The organism is Brachyspira innocens ATCC 29796, assembly GCF_000384655.1.
Lineage (GTDB): Bacteria > Spirochaetota > Brachyspiria > Brachyspirales > Brachyspiraceae > Brachyspira > Brachyspira innocens.
In genome coordinates this window covers 54,052-75,920 of the sequence record NZ_ARQI01000122.1, presented here as the reverse complement: position 1 = coordinate 75,920, position 21,869 = coordinate 54,052, and the positions used below count along the sequence as shown (strand labels likewise).

General features: G+C 28.6%; 19 protein-coding genes. 6 read left to right on the top strand and 13 right to left on the bottom strand.

Annotated features, from left to right (window positions below; all coding sequences use genetic code 11):
• Nucleotides 1-7 precede the first annotated feature (7 nt).
• Nucleotides 8-766, bottom strand: coding sequence for a CRISPR-associated endoribonuclease Cas6 (cas6, locus tag F811_RS0111415; protein ID WP_020005373.1), 759 nt, complete (start codon nt 764-766; stop codon nt 8-10).
• A gap of 264 nt (nt 767-1,030) precedes the next feature.
• Here cas6 and F811_RS0111410 point away from each other — a divergent pair, with 264 nt between their 5' ends.
• Together F811_RS0111410 and F811_RS0111405 are read left to right on the top strand one after the other, a co-directional pair.
• Nucleotides 1,031-1,969, top strand: coding sequence for a UDP-glucuronic acid decarboxylase family protein (locus F811_RS0111410; protein WP_020005372.1), 939 nt, complete (start codon nt 1,031-1,033; stop codon nt 1,967-1,969).
• Between the two features lie 126 nt (nt 1,970-2,095).
• Complete coding sequence (locus F811_RS0111405) at nt 2,096-2,752, top strand: DNA-formamidopyrimidine glycosylase family protein (protein ID WP_020005371.1); 657 nt, start codon at nt 2,096-2,098, stop codon at nt 2,750-2,752.
• A 128-nt stretch (nt 2,753-2,880) separates the two neighbouring features.
• Here the strand turns inward: F811_RS0111405 and F811_RS0111400 are convergent, their stop codons facing one another.
• The 12 genes from F811_RS0111400 to F811_RS0111345 form a co-directional block, all read right to left on the bottom strand.
• On the bottom strand, nt 2,881-3,708 hold the full coding sequence (locus tag F811_RS0111400; RefSeq protein WP_020005370.1) for an EFR1 family ferrodoxin: 828 nt from the start codon (nt 3,706-3,708) through the stop codon (nt 2,881-2,883).
• Nucleotides 3,709-3,906: 198 nt separating this feature from the next.
• On the bottom strand, nt 3,907-5,004 hold the full coding sequence (locus F811_RS0111395) for an ATP-binding protein (protein ID WP_020005369.1): 1,098 nt from the start codon (nt 5,002-5,004) through the stop codon (nt 3,907-3,909).
• 32 nt (nt 5,005-5,036) lie between these two features.
• On the bottom strand, nt 5,037-5,903 hold the full coding sequence (locus F811_RS0111390; RefSeq protein ID WP_020005368.1) for a DMT family transporter: 867 nt from the start codon (nt 5,901-5,903) through the stop codon (nt 5,037-5,039).
• A gap of 118 nt (nt 5,904-6,021) precedes the next feature.
• A complete protein-coding gene (locus tag F811_RS0111385; RefSeq protein ID WP_211216981.1) occupies nt 6,022-6,276 on the bottom strand; it encodes a DUF167 domain-containing protein in 255 nt (84 codons plus the stop codon).
• Nucleotides 6,260-8,326, bottom strand: coding sequence for a DUF262 domain-containing protein (locus F811_RS0111380; protein WP_020005366.1), 2,067 nt, complete (start codon nt 8,324-8,326; stop codon nt 6,260-6,262). The genes F811_RS0111385 and F811_RS0111380 overlap by 17 nt, the downstream gene beginning before the upstream one ends.
• Before the next feature lies 1 nt (nt 8,327).
• The gene (locus F811_RS0111375) at nt 8,328-9,815 is read right to left on the bottom strand and encodes a DUF262 domain-containing protein (protein ID WP_020005365.1); all 1,488 of its coding nucleotides are present in this window, start codon (nt 9,813-9,815) and stop codon (nt 8,328-8,330) included.
• A gap of 69 nt (nt 9,816-9,884) precedes the next feature.
• Nucleotides 9,885-10,502, bottom strand: a complete 618-nt coding sequence (locus F811_RS0111370) for a carboxymuconolactone decarboxylase family protein (protein ID WP_020005364.1) — start codon at nt 10,500-10,502, stop codon at nt 9,885-9,887.
• 616 nt (nt 10,503-11,118) lie between these two features.
• Complete coding sequence (locus tag F811_RS0111365) at nt 11,119-12,567, bottom strand: nucleoside-diphosphate sugar epimerase/dehydratase (protein ID WP_020005363.1); 1,449 nt, start codon at nt 12,565-12,567, stop codon at nt 11,119-11,121.
• Nucleotides 12,568-12,910: 343 nt separating this feature from the next.
• A complete protein-coding gene (gene hpt / locus F811_RS0111360) occupies nt 12,911-13,441 on the bottom strand; it encodes a hypoxanthine phosphoribosyltransferase (RefSeq protein WP_020005362.1) in 531 nt (176 codons plus the stop codon).
• Nucleotides 13,442-13,659: 218 nt separating this feature from the next.
• Nucleotides 13,660-14,679, bottom strand: a complete 1,020-nt coding sequence (locus F811_RS0111355; RefSeq protein WP_020005361.1) for an electron transfer flavoprotein subunit alpha/FixB family protein — start codon at nt 14,677-14,679, stop codon at nt 13,660-13,662.
• Between the two features lie 32 nt (nt 14,680-14,711).
• A complete protein-coding gene (locus tag F811_RS0111350; protein ID WP_020005360.1) occupies nt 14,712-15,497 on the bottom strand; it encodes an electron transfer flavoprotein subunit beta/FixA family protein in 786 nt (261 codons plus the stop codon).
• Between the two features lie 36 nt (nt 15,498-15,533).
• On the bottom strand, nt 15,534-16,679 hold the full coding sequence (locus F811_RS0111345) for an acyl-CoA dehydrogenase (RefSeq protein ID WP_020005359.1): 1,146 nt from the start codon (nt 16,677-16,679) through the stop codon (nt 15,534-15,536).
• Nucleotides 16,680-17,292: 613 nt separating this feature from the next.
• On the opposite strand from F811_RS0111345, the gene F811_RS0111340 reads away from it, so the two are divergent.
• The 4 genes from F811_RS0111340 to F811_RS0111325 are packed head-to-tail and all read left to right on the top strand — an operon-like array spanning nt 17,293 to nt 21,850.
• Nucleotides 17,293-17,907: an ATP synthase subunit E gene (locus tag F811_RS0111340; RefSeq protein WP_020005358.1), complete on the top strand. Its 615-nt coding sequence runs from the start codon at nt 17,293-17,295 to the stop codon at nt 17,905-17,907.
• Nucleotides 17,908-17,918: 11 nt separating this feature from the next.
• Nucleotides 17,919-18,758 (top strand): DUF2764 family protein, encoded by an 840-nt coding sequence (locus tag F811_RS0111335; protein WP_020005357.1) that lies wholly within the window; start codon nt 17,919-17,921, stop codon nt 18,756-18,758.
• A gap of 13 nt (nt 18,759-18,771) precedes the next feature.
• Complete coding sequence (locus tag F811_RS0111330) at nt 18,772-20,535, top strand: V-type ATP synthase subunit A (protein WP_020005356.1); 1,764 nt, start codon at nt 18,772-18,774, stop codon at nt 20,533-20,535.
• On the top strand, nt 20,528-21,850 hold the full coding sequence (locus F811_RS0111325; RefSeq protein WP_013114055.1) for a V-type ATP synthase subunit B: 1,323 nt from the start codon (nt 20,528-20,530) through the stop codon (nt 21,848-21,850). Before F811_RS0111330 ends, F811_RS0111325 begins: the two co-directional genes overlap by 8 nt.
• Nucleotides 21,851-21,869 lie beyond the last annotated feature (19 nt).

Below are 21,869 nucleotides of genomic sequence, written 5' to 3'. Positions count from 1 at the left end.
AAAAATATTATAAAACTTCAAATAGTCCGAAACCCTCGCTTCTTCTGCTGCCTATACCTATTTTGTAGAGATTGTTTAATAGGTTAATGTCGCCTTCCAAACAGAATTTGCCGTAAGAAACATTTATTAACAATTCTTTGAAAGGAACCACTGTTGTTTTGGATTCTTCCTGTATGATATTACCGTTATTATCTGTTAGATTTAATGGCGTCAATTTTATTTGAGAGCTTTCAAAATCAAACTCTTTTGCAAGTCTTTCTACTGATTGATTTAGAATAGAATTAAAATTATCATCTTTAAATGTTACATATATATCTTTATTTGTTTCTCTGTTATGATTGCGTAATACTAATGGGCTTAAAAATTTTATTAGTATTTTATTTTGTTTTATAGGCTTTTCATTTTGCATAGTTATTTTTTTTAATGTCATAATCATTTGACTTTTTGTGTTTTCATCTTTAGGATATTTTTTGTTTAGCATATTATTAAAAGAATTATAAAGCTCTATAAATAATTGATTATCAAATACAGAAAAAGTTACATTTATATATCTGCTTGAAAGTTCTATATTATCATTATTGATTTTAGCATCAGGTAAAAATACTCCGAATGTAAATGCTTTCATCTTTGTGTTATTATTATAGATGGAATCATATGTATTTTTATAGTTTTTTTCTAATGCATTTTTAATGAAACTTATGATAGTTAATCTGTATTCTTTGCTTATTATGTTATTTTCAAGTTCAAAATTAAGATTTATACGCATAAAAATATCCTTTAAGTTATTAATATATTATTATTTATTTCAGATATCAGTAACTAATATAGTAAAAATAAGTGCTGTTGTCAATAAAAAATATAGTATAATTTTTTATAATATTGTATTTTTATGTTGTAATCAATATATAGTTCATATTTTTTACACTATTAAAAATATTTTTATAATAATTAAGATTAATTATGTTTTTTATTGAAAAAATTATATATTGTTATATTATAGTTGTAAAAATATATTAAGAGGAATAATTTAATGAAAAGAATTATTGTAACAGGAGGAGCTGGTTTTTTAGGATCACATCTATGCGAAAGATTATTAAAAGAAGGCAATTACGTAGTATCTATTGATAATTTTTTTACAGGCTCTAATGAAAATATAAAGCATTTAGTAGATAATAAAAATTTTGAAAGTATAAGACATGATATAACAGAACCTATACATATAGAGTGCGATGAAATATATAATTTTGCATGTCCCGCTTCACCTATACATTATCAAAGAAACCCAGTACATACATTTAAAACAAGTGTTTTTGGAATACTTAATATGCTTGACTTAGCAAGAGACTGCAATGCTAGAATACTTCAGGCATCAACAAGCGAAGTATATGGAGATCCTTTGGAACATCCACAGCAGGAAAGTTATTGGGGACATGTCAATCCTAATGGTATAAGAAGCTGCTATGATGAGGGTAAGAGAAGTGCTGAGACTTTGATGATGGATTATCACAGACAATATAATACGGATATAAAAATTATAAGAATATTTAATACCTACGGACCAAGAATGAATGAAAATGACGGAAGGGTAGTATCTAATTTTATTATACAGGCATTAAAGAATGTGGATATAACAGTTTACGGAGACGGAAGCCAGACAAGAAGTTTCTGCTACTGCGATGATTTAATAGATGGTGCTGTACGTATGATGAATAGCGAAAACTTCATAGGACCTGTAAATTTGGGTAATCCTTATGAGATGACAGTTTTAGAGTTTGCCCAAAAGATAATAGATATGACCAATTCAAAATCTGAAATAGTGTTTAAAGATCTTCCTAAAGATGACCCTGTAAAAAGGCAGCCGAATATAACTTTAGCTAAAGAAAAACTTAATTGGACTCCTAATTATAAACTAGAAGAAGGGCTTAAAAAAACTATAGAATATTTTGATAATTATTTAAAAAATAAATAATATTTTAAGTTATATATAAAAATATGTAAATCAAATTTATAATCATACTGATTGATTGTAAATTTGATTTTTTTTTCTTTCATGCTAAAATATGAGTAAACATAATACAAATAGGAATAATCATAAATGAAAGAACTACCAAATTTAATTACATTAATAAACTCTATCAAAGGCGAGATTTGCTATTCTTATATCAATAAAATAGTAGCTATAGATAAACAATATAAAGAGATGGAAGATATAGAGGGGCAAAAGATTATAGATGTACTAAGATACGGCGGTTATATGCATTTCCAGTTTTCTCAAGATGCTATGCTTGTAGATTTAGGTCCTAATGGTTCTTTTGTACTTACCGAAGACGATACATATGATAATAGTATTATTAAATTAGAAACTGATCATGGCAACTTCTTTGTTGTAGATGACAGTAAAAATAATAAAGAAGAAATAACTAAAATAATTCCTATATGGAAAGATTCTACTACAATGCCTCAAATAGGTTATGATCCTCTTACTAAGCAGTTTAATTATAATTTATTCTGTCAATTACTTGTAGATAATGATACTACTGTAGAGAAGTTAATAAAAAATCCTCTAATATTAAGCGGTATAGGTAATGTATATGGGGATATGATACTAAAAAAAGCATCAATAACTAAAAAAACTAAAACTTCAGAAATAACTAAAGCTAAAGCTAGAGAAATATTTGACGCTATAAAGCAGGTTTTAAGAGAGGCCTCTGGAAATACAGAAGAAGAGGAAAGCGATATTTCAGAAGAATAATAGATTTATACTATTAATTAATCATCATAAAAAATCATATAATAAATAACCCAATGAATAAATAAAAATCCATTGGGTATTTTTCATTAATATATTATAATCATAGGAAGTTTCAAAATTATTAAAAATTAATAGAATAGTTCAGGTTCAGCTCTTCTTTCAAACTGCTTTTCAAGATCATGCTGATGATATAGGAAACCTTCATCATCATAATATCTGCAATGCTCTGGACATTTTTTTATGCAGGCTCCGCATTTTATGCATTTGCCTACATATTTGGTAATATCATCAAAATCTATAGAAGCAAGCGGACATACATGAGCACAAGTTTTACAGTTGGTGCATTTAGAAGTATCTACTTTTGGTTTTACTTTAAGTATATCAATAGCATGTTCATGTTCATCTCTAGGAATATAATACGGACGTATAGGCTCATTTCCTCTTACCTTTATAGGTTCAGAAGGTATTTCTGCATTATTTTTTATTTTTTCTACAGCCTTATTAGCAAATGTTAAAGCTATTTCCATATCCTTTTCATCAGGTCGATTGGCAGCAAGTACATACGAAAAGGCATGTTCTCCTATAAATCCAGCACCAGCTATAGTATGAAATCCGTTATCTTCCATAGTGTTTCTAAGCTCTATTAAAGAATCATCAAAATTTCTATTACCATATAAAACTACTGGTATAGCCAAAGCTCCGCTAGCTTTGATATTATTTTTATAAAAAGGAAGCATAACATTAGGGATTCTTCCTGCATATGTAGGACTTCCGCATACTACAAGGTCCCCTTCTTTAAACTCTAATACTTTTTCTCTGTTTTTTGGTAAAGAAAAGTTAATTTTTTCAAAAGGAACGTTCAACTGTTTTGCGATATTTTCTCCTATAAAAGAAACTATCTTCTGTGTTGTTCCTGTTGCACTGTAATATATTGAATATACTTTATTTACAAACATATGATATACTCCCTTCAAGTATTTAAACTGTATGCTATATATTATGTAAATTTATTTTTATATGTCAATAGTAAATCATCAAAAAAAATAAAAAAATAGTTATTGTTATAATTTATATTTTTATTTTTTAGTTAAAATATTGTTTTAGAACAATAACTATTTTTTATAAAAGAAACACATATATATAAATTCAAAAAATTATTTAATCAAATTCCTGCTTTCATAATACTCTTTCCATCTTTTACCCATTTTTTCTGCTTTTATTTTTACAGAGTTATTGAAATAGTTTTTTAATTTAGGAATATCATCTTTATTTTCTTTAGCCACACTTCCAATCAAGCTGCCCACTACAGTTTCCATTTTTATTTTTTTATCTCCGTAATAATAAGAATGAAGGGCAGACTGATAATATACAGAAACAGCTTCAGCCGTACTCATAACAGAGTTAAGCTCCTGTATTTTAGCATTTTCAAAACTTTTTCCGCTTCTAAGCTCATTAAATGTAGAAGCAAGAACGTCTACAACATCATAATCTATATCCATATCAATATCAGCAAGCTCTAATAATGTTTGGCATTGGCTTGTTATTATTTCACCTTCAAGTTTAGGATTTTTTATAGGCTCAACGGTTTCAAAATTGAATCTTCTTTTTAAGGCACTGCTCATTTCATTTATACCCTTATCTCTGGTATTGGCAGTGGCTATGATATTAAACCCAGCATTTGCAAATAATACTCTGTTTTGCTCTGGTATATTCATAATTTTGTCGCTTAATATACTTATAAGAGAATCCTGTATTTCAAGCGGACATCTTGTAATCTCTTCAAATCTTGTAATAAGTCCTTTGCTCATACCGCTGTAAACAGGAGATGGTATAAGTGCCTCTTCTACAGGTCCTTTGGCAAAAAGCATAGCATAATTCCAAGAGTATTTTATATTATCTTCATTAGTGCCAGCTGTACCTTGTATGGTTATTGTGCTGTTTCCGCTAATGGCTGCTGATAATAATTCGCTTAGCATAGTTTTGGCAGTACCTGGTTCTCCTACAAGCATTAATCCTCTGTTGCCTGCTAATGTTATTATTGCTCTTTCTACTAAGGCATCATCACCGTAGAATTTTCTTTTTATAACAGTGCCGTCTTTTAATTCTTTACCCAATATAAAATCTCTTACTGACTGCGGAGAGAGAAGCCAGTTTTTTGGTTTTTTATTTTTATCTTCTTTTTTTAAAGCATCAAGTTCATCTTTATAAAGTTCTTCCATTAAGGGTTTTTGATGTATTTTTTCTTTATCCATAAAATGTTATCCTTTTTTTATATAAAATTATATTATGAAATAGTTTTTCTTTTTTCCCACAAAAATATTCCTATACCAAGCAGTATTACTATTATCCCTACAAACTGCTGAAGGCTTACAGTTTCATGAAGTATAAAATATCCTAGTATACAGGTTCCAACAGCTTCACCTAAAATGGTCATAGATATAACTGTGGCAGAGAAATATTTTAAAAGCCAAGTAAACACCATTTGACCAAGCATAGTTGATATTAAAGTAAGACCCAGTATATTAAACCAAGTTTTTGTAGAGTATCCAGTAAAAGGTATATGCATTATATATGATAATATACCTAAAAATACAAAAGCAAAAAAGTATGTAAGGCTTATCCAGCTGAATGCAGATAATCTTCTTCTTGTATACTGTCCTATAATAAAATAATTGCTTATAAAACCAGACGATATAAATGAAAGCAAATCTCCAAGCAGGGCTTTACCGCTTAATTGAAAATCTCCCCAACCTATAATAACTGATCCTATTACTGCTATAATAAAACCAGATACTGCTAGTTTTGTATATCTTTCTTTAAAAAAGAAATATCCAGCTACGAATGCAAATAAAGGCTGAAGAGTTACTATTACAGTGGCACTTGCAACTGATGTGAGATTTAGTGAATGAAACCATAAAAAATAATGAAGTGCAAGCGAAACACCAGATATTAAACCTAGTATAATTTCTTTTTTTGTAAGAGAAAATATTTCTTCTCTGGTTGTTTTTTTTGACATTGTAATAATAAAAATAAACCAGAATGAAATAAATATTCTGTAAAACGCCATTATAGATGATGGGGCATTAGCCAGTTTAACAAATATTGCCGATGCTGATAATGCCATAACTCCGATAAGTAAGAATATGCCCATAAATAAAAATCCGAAAGTAATAGTTTTTTATTATTTTAATTCAATTATTATACTGAAAATTGATTTTTATGCAAAAAAATAATACAAAAAATTTAACAGTTTTATGCTGTAATAAAATCTAATTTTTACTAAAATACTCTTTGAGTTTATTTTCTTCGATATTAATAGCTATAATTTTTTTGCTGCTTTTCTCGCCTTTAAGTATATTAATATCTTTTTTTTTAATATTAAGCTCATCAGCCAAAAATTCAATTATAGCCTTATTAGCCTTTCCGTCTATAGCCTTAGCCATAATGCGAATAGAATAAGCACCATTCTCGAATTTAAAACTATTAGATTTAGCTCCCGCTGTTACTTTAACTTCTATGTTCATCATTTTGTATATTTTCATAATATTTTTTATATAATTCGATAACTTTTTCTAAATGTTTTTCACAAGTTTCTACATTCCACTTTTCATTTTTAAATATTAACAATGATTTTAATGATTCTATATTTCCCCTATCTAGGTTAGTTCTAAATCTAGCTAACTTCTCATGATATGGTTTATTACTATATTCTGAATTAAGTCCTTGACTAATAAGAACCAAATTCCCAAAATTATGCAAATATATATCTTCCCATTTCGGTGAGTTTTCAGGATTTTGAGGATATACATGTTCTATAGAATTTTTAGAAGTAATTCTAAATTTATTTAATATTTCTTGTATTTTTTTATTAATATTATCATCATTTTGATTAAAAATATTAGAATTTATATTATTATAATAATTATACCATAAAATAAATTCTAATTTGTAAAACCAATATCTATTACATCCGTAATAATTCAAATTTTGTAATTCCTCTTCTAATTTCTTTATTATATTTTCGGTATTGTCATGATAATAACCATCTATATCAATAGCGGATATTTCAATAGTTTTTTCACTTAAATTTTTATCACTTTCATAAAAATATAATAAATTATCTAATTTCATTAAATATTGATATAACTTATCTAATTTCATTAAATATTTATATAACTCATTTGCATCATTAATTTTTATACATTGATATAAAAAAGGAGTAAGCCAATACTGCGTTATTGATTCCTGAGTGTAGTATAATATACTTTGAAGCATAGATAAAGCTTTATTATTTTTATCTATCCTTCTTTCTATACTCTTATAATTTTTTCTATAAACAAGATTACATATAGATAATACTTCTCCATCTTCATTAGCATCATCCGACACAAATTTAATAACATATTTATCAAATAGAACTCTTATTTTCCATAAAAGCTTAAAAAAATAAGATGTCTTTTTAGATATATTATCATCATCAAAAATATATTTGAATATATTGATGAGCTCTTTTTCTTTTACATCTACTGTTTTTGCTATTTTATTTTCTATTAAAAAAATTCTTAAAGTATGTAATAAAAGCATTGGAAAACTTATTATACTTCTTATTTTTGGTGCTTCATAATTACTTTCGGAATCATTAGGTAAATCATTTTCAAACTGATTATCTAAATCTTCAAAATCATAATTCTCTAAAATGGCATAAAAATTATGTCCTCTTTTACTTTTTAAATTATCTTGATTTTCTGTTTCCTTTATTATAGATTTCAAATATTCTTCAATATTTTCTGATAGGCTTACATCTTTATCATCAGCCTTTCCTCTGTTATCAGCATTAACTAATGTTTGCAGTGTTTTATTATCTAATTTTAATATATCTTTTAAATTTTTTTCAATATAGTTATCCATTATGGAACATGATTCCCATATTTTAGAATATATATTCCTATTGTTTACTTTTGACAGCAAATAAGATTTTAATATTTCATGCTGTTGTAATTGTCTGCCTCTATTATTAAATGTTTCAAATAATTTATTTATATACATCTGATTTTTATTTGGCATTTTATTAATTACAAAAGTTAATTTTTCAGCAATATATTTTATAAAACGATTTAATGTTATTATGCTTTTATCAGAATTAATCCTATTGAGAAAATGATTTATTTCTTTATTTGCTATATAAAAATCTGAGTTTTGATTTTCTTCATTAAAAAGGTTAGCAAATTTCCTAGCTCTAAAAATTAATCTTTCTTTATATAAAAACTTTAATACAAATTCATTGTTATCAATAATTTTTTTTATCTGAATTAAAAGTAAGCATATTGTAGTAAAACGCTGCTGTCCGTCTACCAAGTCATATCTATTGTCATCATCTCTATGAAATACAATTAATGAACCTATATAATATTCATTATTATTATTTATAATGGCATTTTCTATATCTTCTAAAAGTTTTCTTATTTGCTCTTCTTTCCATACATAGTTTCTTTGATAATTTGGTATACTAAAATACATTTCTTCCTTTATTATTTTATTTAAACTAAATGTATCTGCTGCAACTTTATTACTCATATCATTGTCCTTTGGAAATTATTTTTAATATACTATTTTTTCTATCTTTTAATTTATCCATTTTATAATTTATATGTTTTTTATCTTTCATCTTTTTTATGTCTATATCTATACCTCTATCTTTAATAAAATTTGAATAGTTGATAATATATTCAGAAATTACTCCTGATTTTTTTATATCTATATTTTCTTTTATTTTAGGAGTGATTTTGTCTATAAATTTTATAATTTCATCTGCCTCAAATGACATCTGTATAATATCTAATAAATTATCTGTCTCTTTTTCTTCTATATCAAATTTTAATATTTTAATTATAGTTTCTTTTGATATTCTAGCTTTTAATATACGATAATTTCCTATTAAATAATCGCAATATAAAGCGAATTTAAATAAATCTTTTTCTCCATATTTATCATAATAAACTACACAAAGCAGTTCAAATAAAGATTTTAAATATTTACTTATATTTTTTTTATAATATATAGTTGTATATAATTTATGAAATTTTTTAATTTCATCTTCATCTGATACTTCATTATTATTATCAAATAAATATTTGTATATCTCATTATATTTATTTGTATATAAAAAAAAGTTAATACCTTCTATAATTGGCTGACGTATCTTAAATGGATAATATTTTTTATCTTTAATTTTTATGTTTTTTTCTTTAATATTAAATACTAAGAAATTAATATCTTTAGTAATATTTTTATTAATAGACATAATATTTTCAATATTTGTATAATATAAACATTTATCATTATCATTATGTTTAGTATTTTTTTCAAATTCTCTTTTTATTTCTTTTATATTTTCATAATGTATATTGCGTCCAGTCCATCTTCTAGCTTTCCATAGTATTTCGTTAAATAAAATATTTAAATTATTATGCTTTTTATTTTTGTTATATCTATTATTTTTATCCCAATCTTCAGCAATAATATCTCTATAATTATCATCTTTTATAGCTCTTAAATGATATGATTTCAAATAATCTATTGCATCTAATGTAACGCCTCTCCCATTTTGCGTATCAAAAAATATAAAAGCCTCATCTTCTGAGTCAGTTTCTATTTCTGTAAATATAATATTTTTTAGTAAATTAATTTTATTATTTTTATAATTATCTAAATATTCAGATACATATTTATAATTGTTTTTTATGTTTTGCATGGTTATTTTATTATTAAATTCTCCTTCAATATTATATTCTTGTTGTTCAAAAACATATAATATTATTAATAAAGTTAATATACGCTGCTGACCATCTATAATATTGTATTTTTTATTTGTTTTATCATTATGAAGAATTACTGTTCCTAAATAATATTTTTCATTCCCATTATTTAGGAAAAAATCTTTTAAGTCATTTAAAAGATCTTCAACATTTTCTTTATCCCATACATAAAATCTTTGATATTCAGGAATAACTAATTGTTTTTCTAATAATTTTTCTAGTGTTAATATGCTTACCTCAATACTCATATATAGAAACCTTTTATATAATGTTTCAAGTATAATAATTTTTTACTTTATAGTCAATATTTTTATGCTCTATTTGTTAATTTTGCATATATTGGTAAACCCTGCAGTAGGTACTCCCAAAGCCCTTATAAGCCTTGCCCAATAATTCACCTGTGCGGCAGTAGAGGCTAATATTAATATTGCACGCTCTGAATACTCTTTTTTTACTTCCGTTATTAATTCTTCGGATATTATTACTGGTGTTTTTGTAATAGCTGAAATATATTTTAAAGCAATCTTTTCTTTATTTGATATTGTAGGACATGAATCTATATCTTTATTTTGTAAATATTTTATTTCTTCTTCAGTTACACTATCTTTATCATATTCAAAGCTGTTCATATCTATACAAAATGGGCATGCTATATCTATTGAGATTTGTATTCTTATGAGTTTTAAAAGTCTTTTAGGCACTTCCTTATCGTCATGCGTAATTAATGCCTCCATTATACCAGAGCTTATTGCAGTTTTAGAGTTCCAAGCTAAAATCTTTGGAAGTAGCAGGTCTTTTTTTACTTTCTTTTTTGCTATCCACATTGGAAGTTTTAAAAAGAATGGTATTTTTTTAGGTGGTTTAATATATGCAGTAGTTTCACTTTCAAAATAATTTTCTTTGTCTTTAATTTTAAAATTGATTAGATTATTCATTATTTTTTATCCTAATATAGTTTTTATTTGTATTAATTTATACTCAAAATATTGTTTTTTGTCAAAGTTTTTTAATAGACTTGTTTCAAAACTCAATTTATTAACGTTTATAGTTTTTTAATTTAATATTTTTTTGATTATAGTTGGGGCTTTACCACAAACCCCACTTCTTTTGTGACGCCTGTCCGCCTTCGGTGTGGCACATACGAAGTACGCCTGCGGCGAGAAGCAGGCACAGCCGACTGCATATTTATATATTAAAATGATAAATCATACAACATATGATTTATTTTATAATTAATATTATATAATTTAGCATAAAATAAAAAACTCATAAAATTATTTGTCAAGTAGTTTTGAAACAAGTCTAATATATGTTTTATAAAAATAAATTATATACCTAAACAATTATAGTTTGTCAAAAATAAAATCATATTTTGTTTTTAATATATAGGCTTTGGCCTGCGAAGCTGTAGTTAGGTGAAAGAACTGTATTTGACAAAGTTCTACTGTGGTGTTGGCAAAAACTTTAACGAAGTTGCGGCAAAAAGGTTTATAATTCTATATAAAGTGCATCAGTTGACAAGCTATATTTTTTGGGTATAAAGTTTTTTATTTATCCTGTATATTCTTCTATATATCTATGCATGAGCATTTTTATAGTTTCTTTATCAGCATCAAGAGAAGCAATATCAAATGCATCAATCATAACTTTTCTCTCTTCAGGAGTGAGGCATTTAACTGGGTCTTTTGCGATAAATAATTTTTTATATTGAGAAGGTATTAATGTTTCATCGTCCATTAAAATCTCTTCATAAAGTTTTTCTCCTTCTCTAATTCCAGTAAAAATTATAGGTATATCTTTTTCAGTAAGTCCGTACATTTTTAGCATATTTTTAGCCAAGTCCAAAATCTTTACAGGCTTTCCCATATCCAAAGTAAATATTATGCCGTCATTTAAAGTACATGCTTTAATTACAAGTCTTGCAGCTTCCCTTATTGACATAAAAAATCTTACCATTTCAGGGTGCGTAACAGTTAATGCTTTGCCCTCTCTTATCTGCTTTTCAAATACTGGTATAACGCTTCCGCTGCTTCCCAAAACATTTCCAAATCTTGTTATTTTGAATGCGGTATTATTTTGTTCATGCGACAATGACATTATCATTCTTTCGCATATTCTTTTGCTTGCTCCCATTAATGAAGTAGGGCGTACTGCTTTATCCGTTGATATAAATACAAAGTTTTTTATATTATTTTTAATGGCAAGGGTTGCTATATTTTCTGTGGCTAGTATATTATTTTTAATAGCTTCTTCTGGATAGCTTTCCATAAAAGGAAGATGTTTATGGGCGGCTGCATGAAAAATTATATCTGGCTTTTCTTCTTTTAAGATTTTATCAACTTTAACATAGTCGCGTACATTTGATATTATATACATAAATTTGTGTTTATGTTTTTCATTGTTTCTATCATTTAAAGACATTATAAGATTATGAACAGCACTTTCAGAATTATCCAAAGCCATAACTTTTTTTACAGGAAGTGTAATTAACTGTCTTACAAGTTCGCTTCCAATAGATCCTCCTCCTCCTGTAACTAATATTGTTTTATCTTTATAGTATGCTGATATTTCTTTTTCATCAAAACCAATCTCTTCTCTTCCGAGCAAGTCTGAAGGTTCAAGATTTCTTATATCTTTTATAGAGGCATTGCCTTTTATTATTTCAAAAAATCCTGGCAGTATTTTATATCTTATTCCAGTAGGATATATTATATCAAGTATTTCAAGAAGTTCTTTTTGTTTGAGAGTTGGTATTGCAATAATAATCTCTTCTATATTGGTATTATCATTTTTGTATTCTTTTATTATATTCTCTATGTCTTTTACTTTGCCTTTAACTTTTATAGAGTGATTTTTGATATTAATTTCTTTTTTATTTATATCATCATCTAAAAAGCATAATATATTATATTCATTATTATCATCAGAAGTGAGTATTTCATATGCAAGAGTTTCTCCTGCATTTCCAGCCCCAATTATTACTATATTTTTTTTGTTCATTTATATTTCCAACCCAAAAATATATAAATAAGGATTATAGTATATATTTTTTTTATTTATTATACAAGGATTTTATTTTTTATAATTTTATTTAAATTAGTTCTATTTTTAACTTTATTTACATCCCCGCCCTTTAAGACTTGTTTACTTCTTTTTTATTTGTATATATTATTTAGATTAAATATGTAATTTTTATATTTTAAAGCCCACCCAAGCGCCTTTTAAATTTTGAATTTTATTTTACGCACGTATAATTTTGTATTTTCATATTGTGAGATTAGAATGTTTAAATCTATTTTTTATAAAAAGTTTATTCTGCGTGCGTAGAGTTATAATTGTTTATTTATTCAACAACACCGATATAAGGAAGGTTTCTATATTTCTGAGCATAGTCAATTCCGTAGCCTACTACAAACTCATCTTCTATATCAAAACCATTATAGTCTATTTTTATATCAACTTTTCTTCTTGAAGGCTTGTTTAGAAGTGTGCATATTTTAAGAGAGGCTGGATTTCTAGTTTTTAATACTTCGCATATTTTTTCTAAAGTACAGCCTGTGTCAATAATATCTTCTACTATTATTACATCTCTTCCAGTAAGAGGTACATCAACATCTTTTAGTATTTTAATTTCAGAACCTATTTTATTGTTTCCATAGCTTGATACTATCATAAAATCAATTTCTACAGGCACATCAATATATCTTGTGAGGTCTGCAATAAACATAAATGAGCCTTTAAGAAGTCCTATAATGCAGGGTATATTTTCTTTATCTTTAAGATCATTAGAGATTTCTTCTGCTAATTCTTTAACTTTATTATTTATATCTTCTTCTGAGATAAGTATCTTTGATATATGCTCGTATTTATTCATAAATTATTCCTTAATTGTTATTTAAATTTTATTGTATATTTGTTATATATTATCGTATACAAATAATGATTTAATTAGATGATAAAAAAAGAAGTCGATTATGGAAGCGTAGTATAGTTTTTAATAATATTTTTATTTAAATAAAAATAGAGCAGGTATAGAAATTTTATTTTCAGTACCTGCTCTTGTTTATTAAAAAATATTTCTAAATAATTTTATTACTTAGCTTTTTTAGCTTCTATTGCTTTTGCTAATTCTTCAGCTAATAGAGGAAGTACTTTGTTTACATCTCCTACTATACCTAAATCAGCAATGCCAAACATTGGAGCGTCTTTATCTTTGTTTATAGCAATAATGTATTCTGATTCTTCCATACCAGCCATGTGCTGAATAGCACCAGATATACCGCAAGCGAAATATATATTTGGTCTTACAGTTTTACCAGTTTGTCCAACTTGTCTTGCTTGTTCTATAAATCCAGCGTCTACTGCTGCTCTTGAACCAGAAACTGTTGCTCCTATTTTTGAAGCTACAGCCTCAAGGTTTTTGAAGTTTTCTTTAGAACCTACGCCTCTTCCTCCAGATACTAATATTTTAGCTTCTGTAATGTCAACTTTTTTAGAAGTTTCTTTTACTATATCTAGGATTTTTACTTTCATTTTAGAAGTATCTATATTTACAGGGAATACTTCAATTTCACCTTTTCTTCCTTCTTCTCTAGGCATTTTCTGCATAACACCAGGTCTTACAGTAGCCATTTGAGGTCTATGATCTGGACATACGATTGTAGCCATTAAGTTACCGCCGAATGCAGGTCTAGTCATACCGAAAACATTTGTAGCTTCGTCTATGTCTAATTTTGTACAGTCTGCTGTAAGTCCAGTATTCATTCTTGAAGATACTCTAGGAGCTAAATCTCTTCCTAAAGTAGTTGCACCTAATAGTACGATTTCAGGTTTTTTCGCATCTATTACTGCTTTAAATACTTGGGCATATGCTTCAGTATCATATAGTTTTAGATGTTCATTATCTACTACTAATACTATATCAGCACCATATTCTATTAAAGTTTGAGCTAAATTTTGTATATTATGTCCCATTAAAACAGCTGTTACAGGTGTTTTTAATTGAGCTGCGAGTTTTTTTGCTTCTCCGATTAATTCTAAACCTACGTTTTGAAGTACACCATCTCTTTGTTCAGCAAATACTAATATTCCTTTATAATCACTTAAATTCATTATTCATCTCCTTTATTTAAGGTTATTTGTTATTAGATAACAAATTTTTCTTTTAATTTTTCAATTATGATATTAACAGCTTCTTTAGTATCAACTTCAAATACTTTACCAGCTTGTTTAGCTCCTTTAGTAAATGCTTTTTTTACTTTAGTAGGAGAACCAGTAAGACCTATCAATGAAGGGTCTATTTTAATAGTTTCTGATGTCCATATTTCAACTTCTTTATCATATGCTTCCACTATTCCTTTAACTCTCATGTATCTAGGGCTGTTAGCTTCTGATAATACTGTTACTAGAGCAGGTAATTGAACATTTAATAGATAGTATCCGTCTTCTATTACTCTTTTTACAGTTAATGATTTATCAGCTTCATTATACTGAATTTCTTTAGCATAAGAAATTTGAGGTATTTGTAAGTGTTCAGCTGTTTGCGGACCAACTTGAGCAGTATCACCGTCTATAGCTTGTCTTCCAGAGATAATAAGATCATATTCTAAAGTTCTTAAAGCTGCAGCTAAAGTATTAGAAGTAGCTAGAGTATCAGCACCTCCGAATTTTCTATCAGTTATAAGAATAGCTCTGTCAGCTCCCATAGCAAAAGCTTCTCTTAATATAGCTTCAGCTTGAGGAGGTCCCATTGTTATTACTGTAACATGAGCACCGTATTTATCTTTTAATTTTAAAGCTTCTTCTAATCCGCTTTTATCATCAGGGTTCATTATACTAGGAACACCATCTCTTATTAATGTACCTTTAACAGGGTCTAATCTAATTTCAGTTGTATCTGGCACCTGTTTTACACAAACTACTATTTTCATTTCTATTCCTCCATAAATGTTTATTTACTAATTATATTATTTTAAAAGGCTTCCAGCGATTACCATTCTTTGAACTTCTGAAGTACCTTCATAGATTTCTGTAATCTTAGCATCTCTCATCATTCTTTCAACAGGATATTCTCTAGTATATCCGTATCCGCCATGAAGCTGAACAGCTTTAGTTGTAACTTCCATTGCAGTTTCAGCAGCGAATAGTTTAGCTCTTGCTGCATCTACAGAGTATGGAAGATGATTGCTTTCTCTCCAAGCAGCTTTATAAACTAGAAGTCTTGAAGCTTCTACTTTTACTTCGAGGTTAGCTAATTGGAATTGAGTGTTTTGGAAATTAGCGATAGTTCTTCCGAATTGTTTTCTTTCTTTTACATAAGCTACAGTTTCATCAAGAGCACCTTGAGCAATACCTAAAGCCTGAGAAGCAATACCTATTCTTCCTCCGTCAAGAGTCATCATAGCAATTTTAAATCCTTTGCCTAATTCTCCTAATAGGTTGTCTTTTGGTATTCTTGCATTTTCAAATATTAATTCGCAAGTAGCAGAACCTCTGATACCTAATTTTTTTTCTTTTTTACCTATAGAAAATCCAGGAGCAGTTGATTCTACGATGAAAGCAGAAATACCTTTTAATCCTTTTGATTTATCAGTCATAGCAAATATAACATATACATTAGCATAACCAGAGTTTGTGATGAATATTTTAGAACCATTAAGAACCCATTCTTGAGTAGCTTCATCTAATACAGCAGTAGTTTGCTGACCTGCTGCATCAGTACCAGCATTTGGTTCTGTAAGCCCGAAAGCACCGAGCCATTCTCCGCTAGCTAGTTTAGGAATATATTTTTGTTTTTGAGCGTCTGTACCAAATTGTAATATAGGCCAAGTACCAAGAGAAGTATGAGCAGAAAGGATAACACCAGTAGTACCGCAAACTCTTGATAATTCTTCAACAGCCATAGCATACATTAAATTGTCTCCGCCAGCTCCGCCGTATTCTTTAGGAATAGGTATACCCATAAGTCCTATTTCAGCCATTTTTTTTACAGTTTCAACAGGGAATCTTTCTTCCTCGTCAACTTCTGCAGCTAAAGGTTTTACCTCTTTTTCAGCAAATTCTCTGATCATTTGTCTGAAAAGTTCATGTGTTTTAGACAAATTAAATTCCATTATCTAATCCTCCTAATAATCTTCAAAAGCAAATTTTTGAATTTAAAATATTATCTTTTTATGTTAAAATATAATATATTTTTTATTAAAAATCAAATGATAATGATTAATATAGTATATTATAATATGATAAAAAATAACTTTTTCTTTAGTATTAAGAGTAATAATATATAGAAGAAAAAGATATTGTGTTTAAGTATTACTTAATTTTTTTTGCTATAATAATATGTATTATAATTTAAATTAAGAATTATTAGAAAGTTATAGACATTATATTTTAATAAACTTTATGCTTTTTTAATGTAGTTTATTATTGTATATAAAAGTCTGTTATTAATATTTATTTTTTATATTTTTAATTTTTATTTTATATTTATTTAAATTTATTTTTTAAATAGTTTTATATTTTTATTATATTTATACAATATGCCTTTAAAAGTTTTACATTTATTAAAAATTGTTAGAGCATTATGAAAATTAATACTGTAAGCAATATTTTTTTTATTTTGCTTGATTTTTTTCAAAATACTGGTAAACTATAAAGATGGTGTCTTTTTGGAGAAAATTTTAAAATTTCTATAAATCAATTTATAAAAAACGTTAAGGAGTTATTATGGCTGAAGAGAAAAAATTAGACTCCCTTCTTGAACGTATATATCAAGATGGTGTTGAAAAATCCAACAAAAAAGCTGATGAAATAATCTCAAATGCTAAAAGCGAAGCTGACAGAATAATAAAAGAAGCAGAAGCTAAGTCCGAAGAAATTGTTAAAGAAGCCGAAAGAAAGTCAGAAGAGCTAAAGAAAAATACAATAACAGATGTACGTATGGCAGGCGAGCAATCAATTAGTGCTTTAAAACAAAGAGTAAAAGAATTGGTAACAGCTAAAGTACTCGAAGAAGGCTTGAAAGGAGCTTTTGCAGATACTAGCTTTTTAAAAGACTTAATTCTTGAAGTAGTAAAAAAATGGGATATATCTTCTACTAATTCAGATGTAACAGTGTATTTCCCAGAATCAAAAAAAGCTGATATAGATTCAGCATTTGAAAAATCTATAAAAGCAGCTATAAAAAATGCTACTATCAACTTTGATAAAAAATTATCTAATGGTTTTAAAATCGTACCTGAAGGCGGAAATTATCAGCTTCAGTTTACAGATGAGGATTTTGTAGAGTTTTTCAGTGATTATATAAAAGCAAAAACGGAAGAAGTAATTTTTAGTAAATAAGAGGGGTGAGTATGGGATCATATTATTATCTTATCTCAGGTCTTCCCGAAGTTAAACTTTCTGATGCTAAGGCTAAGTATGATATTAATGAAATTACTCAAAGCATATTATCTAGTTTAAGTGCCAAAGATGCTAAATCTTTTAGTTATCTTATTTATCAAAATGATAATAAAAATCTAGTAAGTGCTATAGCTAAGCAAAAAGGTTTATTCAGTCCTTATATAGAGCATATAGAACCTTCAATATTCAGTAAAGAAGAGATTCAGAAATACAGTACAATTTCTAATTTGCCGTCATATATGAATAAATTTCTAGAAGATAATAAAAATGTTGAATGGGAAAATGTAAGACATATAGAAAATGCTTTACTTGCTTTGTATTATGAAGAGATGATAAAAAGCGGCAATTCATTTATAAGAAGTTATGCTTCATTTATGCGTGATTTGAAAAATATATTGGTAGCTTTAAATGGAAGAGCTTTAGGGTTTTCAAGTGAAGAAATATCAAAAGAGTTAATAGGCGACTATTCATTAATATCCGCTTTAACTAAATCTACCGCTTCAGATTTCGGAGTAGGTAAGGATATGCCTTATATAAACAGTATTATTGACACATTCAATTCTTCAGATAAAGCAGACCCATACAATATGGAAAATATTGAATGTTCTTTAGTAAAAGAGTTTTTGGATAGAGCTACATCTATAAAATCTTTTACCACAGATAATGTTTTTGCTTACTATATAAATCTTACTTATGCTGTTAGTATAAATGGAAGGAATGAAGAGGAAGGTAAAAAGCATTTGGAGACGCTAATTAGTTCTTTAAAATCAAAAGCGTCTGTGTATAATTAATTAGGAGATAGAAATGACTAAAGGTAATGTAACTGCTATTATATCAAACCTAATTTCAATAGAGGTAGACGGTCCTGTTTCACAAAACGAGATATGTTATGTATCTTGCGGTAATGCGAAACTTATGGCTGAGGTAATTAAAATATCTGGTACTAGTGCTAGTGCTCAGGTATTTGAATCTACTAGGGGTGTAAAATTAGGTGATGCCGTAGAGTTTACTGGTTCAATGTTGGAAATTGAATTAGGACCTGGACTTCTAGGTAAAAACTTTGACGGACTTCAAAATGACCTTGATAAATTACAAGGTGTATTCTTGGAAAGAGGTAAATATAACAATCTTTCTGAAGACAAAGAATCAACTTACAACTTTACTCCAATAGCTAAAGCTGGAGATGAAGTAGCTGCAGGCGACTGGATAGGTGCTGTAAAAGAAGGTTGGATCGACCATAAAATAATGGTTCCTTTCAAGTTTCAAGGAAAAGGCGTTGTTGAAAGCGTAGCATCAGCTGGTACTTATCATTTACAAGACACATTAGCTGTTATCAAAACTTCTAACGGTGAAAAAGTTAATGTAACTATGATACAAACTTGGCCTGTAAAACTTACTATTAAAGCTTATAAAGAAAAACCAAGACCATTTAAATTGTTGGAAACTGGTGTTAGAACTATAGATACATTCAACCCTATAACTGAAGGCGGTACTGGATTTATCCCTGGACCATTCGGAGCAGGTAAAACAGTATTACAGCACGCTTTGGCTACTAATGCAAATGCTGACTTGATTATAATGACAGCATGTGGTGAAAGGGCTAATGAGGTAGTAGAAATATTTACTGAGTTCCCAGAACTTATAGACCCAAGAACTGGAAGAAGTTTGATGGAAAGAACTACTATCATCTGTAACACTTCAAACATGCCAGTAGCTGCCCGTGAAGCTTCAGTTTATGTAGGTATGACTATTGCTGAATATTACAGATCAATGGGACTTAAAGTTCTTCTTCTTGCTGACTCTACTTCTCGTTGGGCTCAGGCTTTAAGAGAGATGTCTAACCGTCTTGAGGAATTACCTGGTCCGGACGCGTTCCCTATTGACTTGCCTGCTATTATTTCTAGTTTCTATGCTAGATCAGGTTTCGTATACTTAAATAACGGAGAAACAGGTTCTATTACATTCATAGGTACAGTATCTCCTGCAGGTGGTAACTTGAAAGAGCCAGTAACTGAATCTACTCGTAAAGCAGCTAGATGTTTCTACGCTTTATCACAAAAACGTGCCGACAGTAAAAGATATCCTGCTGTTGACCCATTAGATTCTTATTCTAAATATATTGAATATCCAGAGTTCATAGAATTCTCTGATACTAATATAGAAAAAGGCTGGTCAGAAAAAGTTATTAAAGCTAAAGATATTGCCAGAAGAGGACAGGAAGCTAATGACCAAATAAGCATTCTTGGTGATGACGCAGTACCTCTTGAATACCATCAGCGTTTATGGAAAGCTGAGCTTATAGACTTCGTTATCTTACAGCAAGATGCTTTCGATAAAGTAGATAAAAACTGTCCTATAGAAAGACAAAAAGAATTATTAAATCAAGTTATGAAAGTTGTAGAAGCTGATTACAGATTTGATGATTACAGCGAAGTAGGTACTTATTTCAAAAGACTTATCAACGCATTCAAACAGATGAACTATTCTGTATATCAGTCTGATGATCACAAAAAATACACAGCTGAGATGGAATCAATATTTGCTGAAAGGAGTATAACACATGCCTAAAGCATTTCAAAAAGTATATACAAAATTAGTACAGATTACTAAAGCAACTGTATCTTTAAGAGCAGAAAATGTCGGTAACGATGAAATGGCTCTTGTAGCAGGAAGACCTGCTCAGGTTGTAAAAATGATTGGAGATATTGTTACACTTCAGGTTTTCCAAGGTACTGAAGGTATACCTACTAACGCTGAAGTAGTATTCTTAGGCAGACCTCCTAGACTTAAAGTAAGCGAGCTTCTTGCTGGAAGATTCTTTAATGCTTACGGTGAGCCTATTGACGGCGGTGCTGAAGTTGAAGGTAAAGAGGTAGAAATCGGAGGTCCTTCTGTAAACCCTGTAAGAAGAAAACAGCCTTCTGAACTTATTGCTACTGGTATTGCTGGTATTGACCTTAACAATACTCTTGTTACTGGACAGAAAATACCGTTCTTCGCAGACCCAGACCAGCCTTACAACGCAGTTCTTGCTCAGGTAGCATTAAGAGCTGAAGCTGATAAAATCATACTTGGCGGTATGGGACTTTCTAACGATGACTACTTATCATTTAAAAATACATTTACTGAAGCTGGTGCTTTGGATAAAATTATATGTTTCATCAATACTACTGATGACCCTCCAGTAGAAAGACTTTTGATTCCAGATATGGCTTGTACAGCTGCTGAATATTTCGCAGTTGAGAAAAAAGAGAAAGTGCTTGTTCTTCTTACAGACATGACTCTTTATGCCGATGCTTTGGCTATAGTATCAAACAAAATGGATCAAATTCCTTCTAAAGACTCTATGCCGGGTTCACTATATTCTGACCTTGCTAAAATATACGAAAAAGCAGCTCAGTTCCCAGACGGAGGTTCTATCACTATTATTGCTGTTACTACTCTTAACGAAGGTGATATTACTCACGCTGTACCAGATAACACTGGTTACATCACTGAAGGTCAGCTTTATTTAAGACGTGACTCTGATATAGGTAAAACAATCATCGACCCATTCAGAAGTCTTTCACGTTTGAAACAGTTGGTTATAGGTAAAAAAACTAGAGAAGATCACCCTGCTGTAATGAACACTTTGGTTCGTCTTTATTCAGATGCTGCTAATGCTAAAATGAAAAAAGAAAACGGTTTCGACTTGACAGAATACGATGAAAGATGTTTGAAATATGCTGCTGAATATTCTGAAAGATTACTTGCTATAGATATTAACATAAAAATTGATGAGATGTTGGAAACAGGCTGGGAATTGATGGGTAAGTATTTCAGTAAAGCAGAAGTGGGTGTAAAAGAATCATTGGTAGAAAAATACGGCAAATGGTCAAACTAATTTAAAAAAGTAGGTAAAA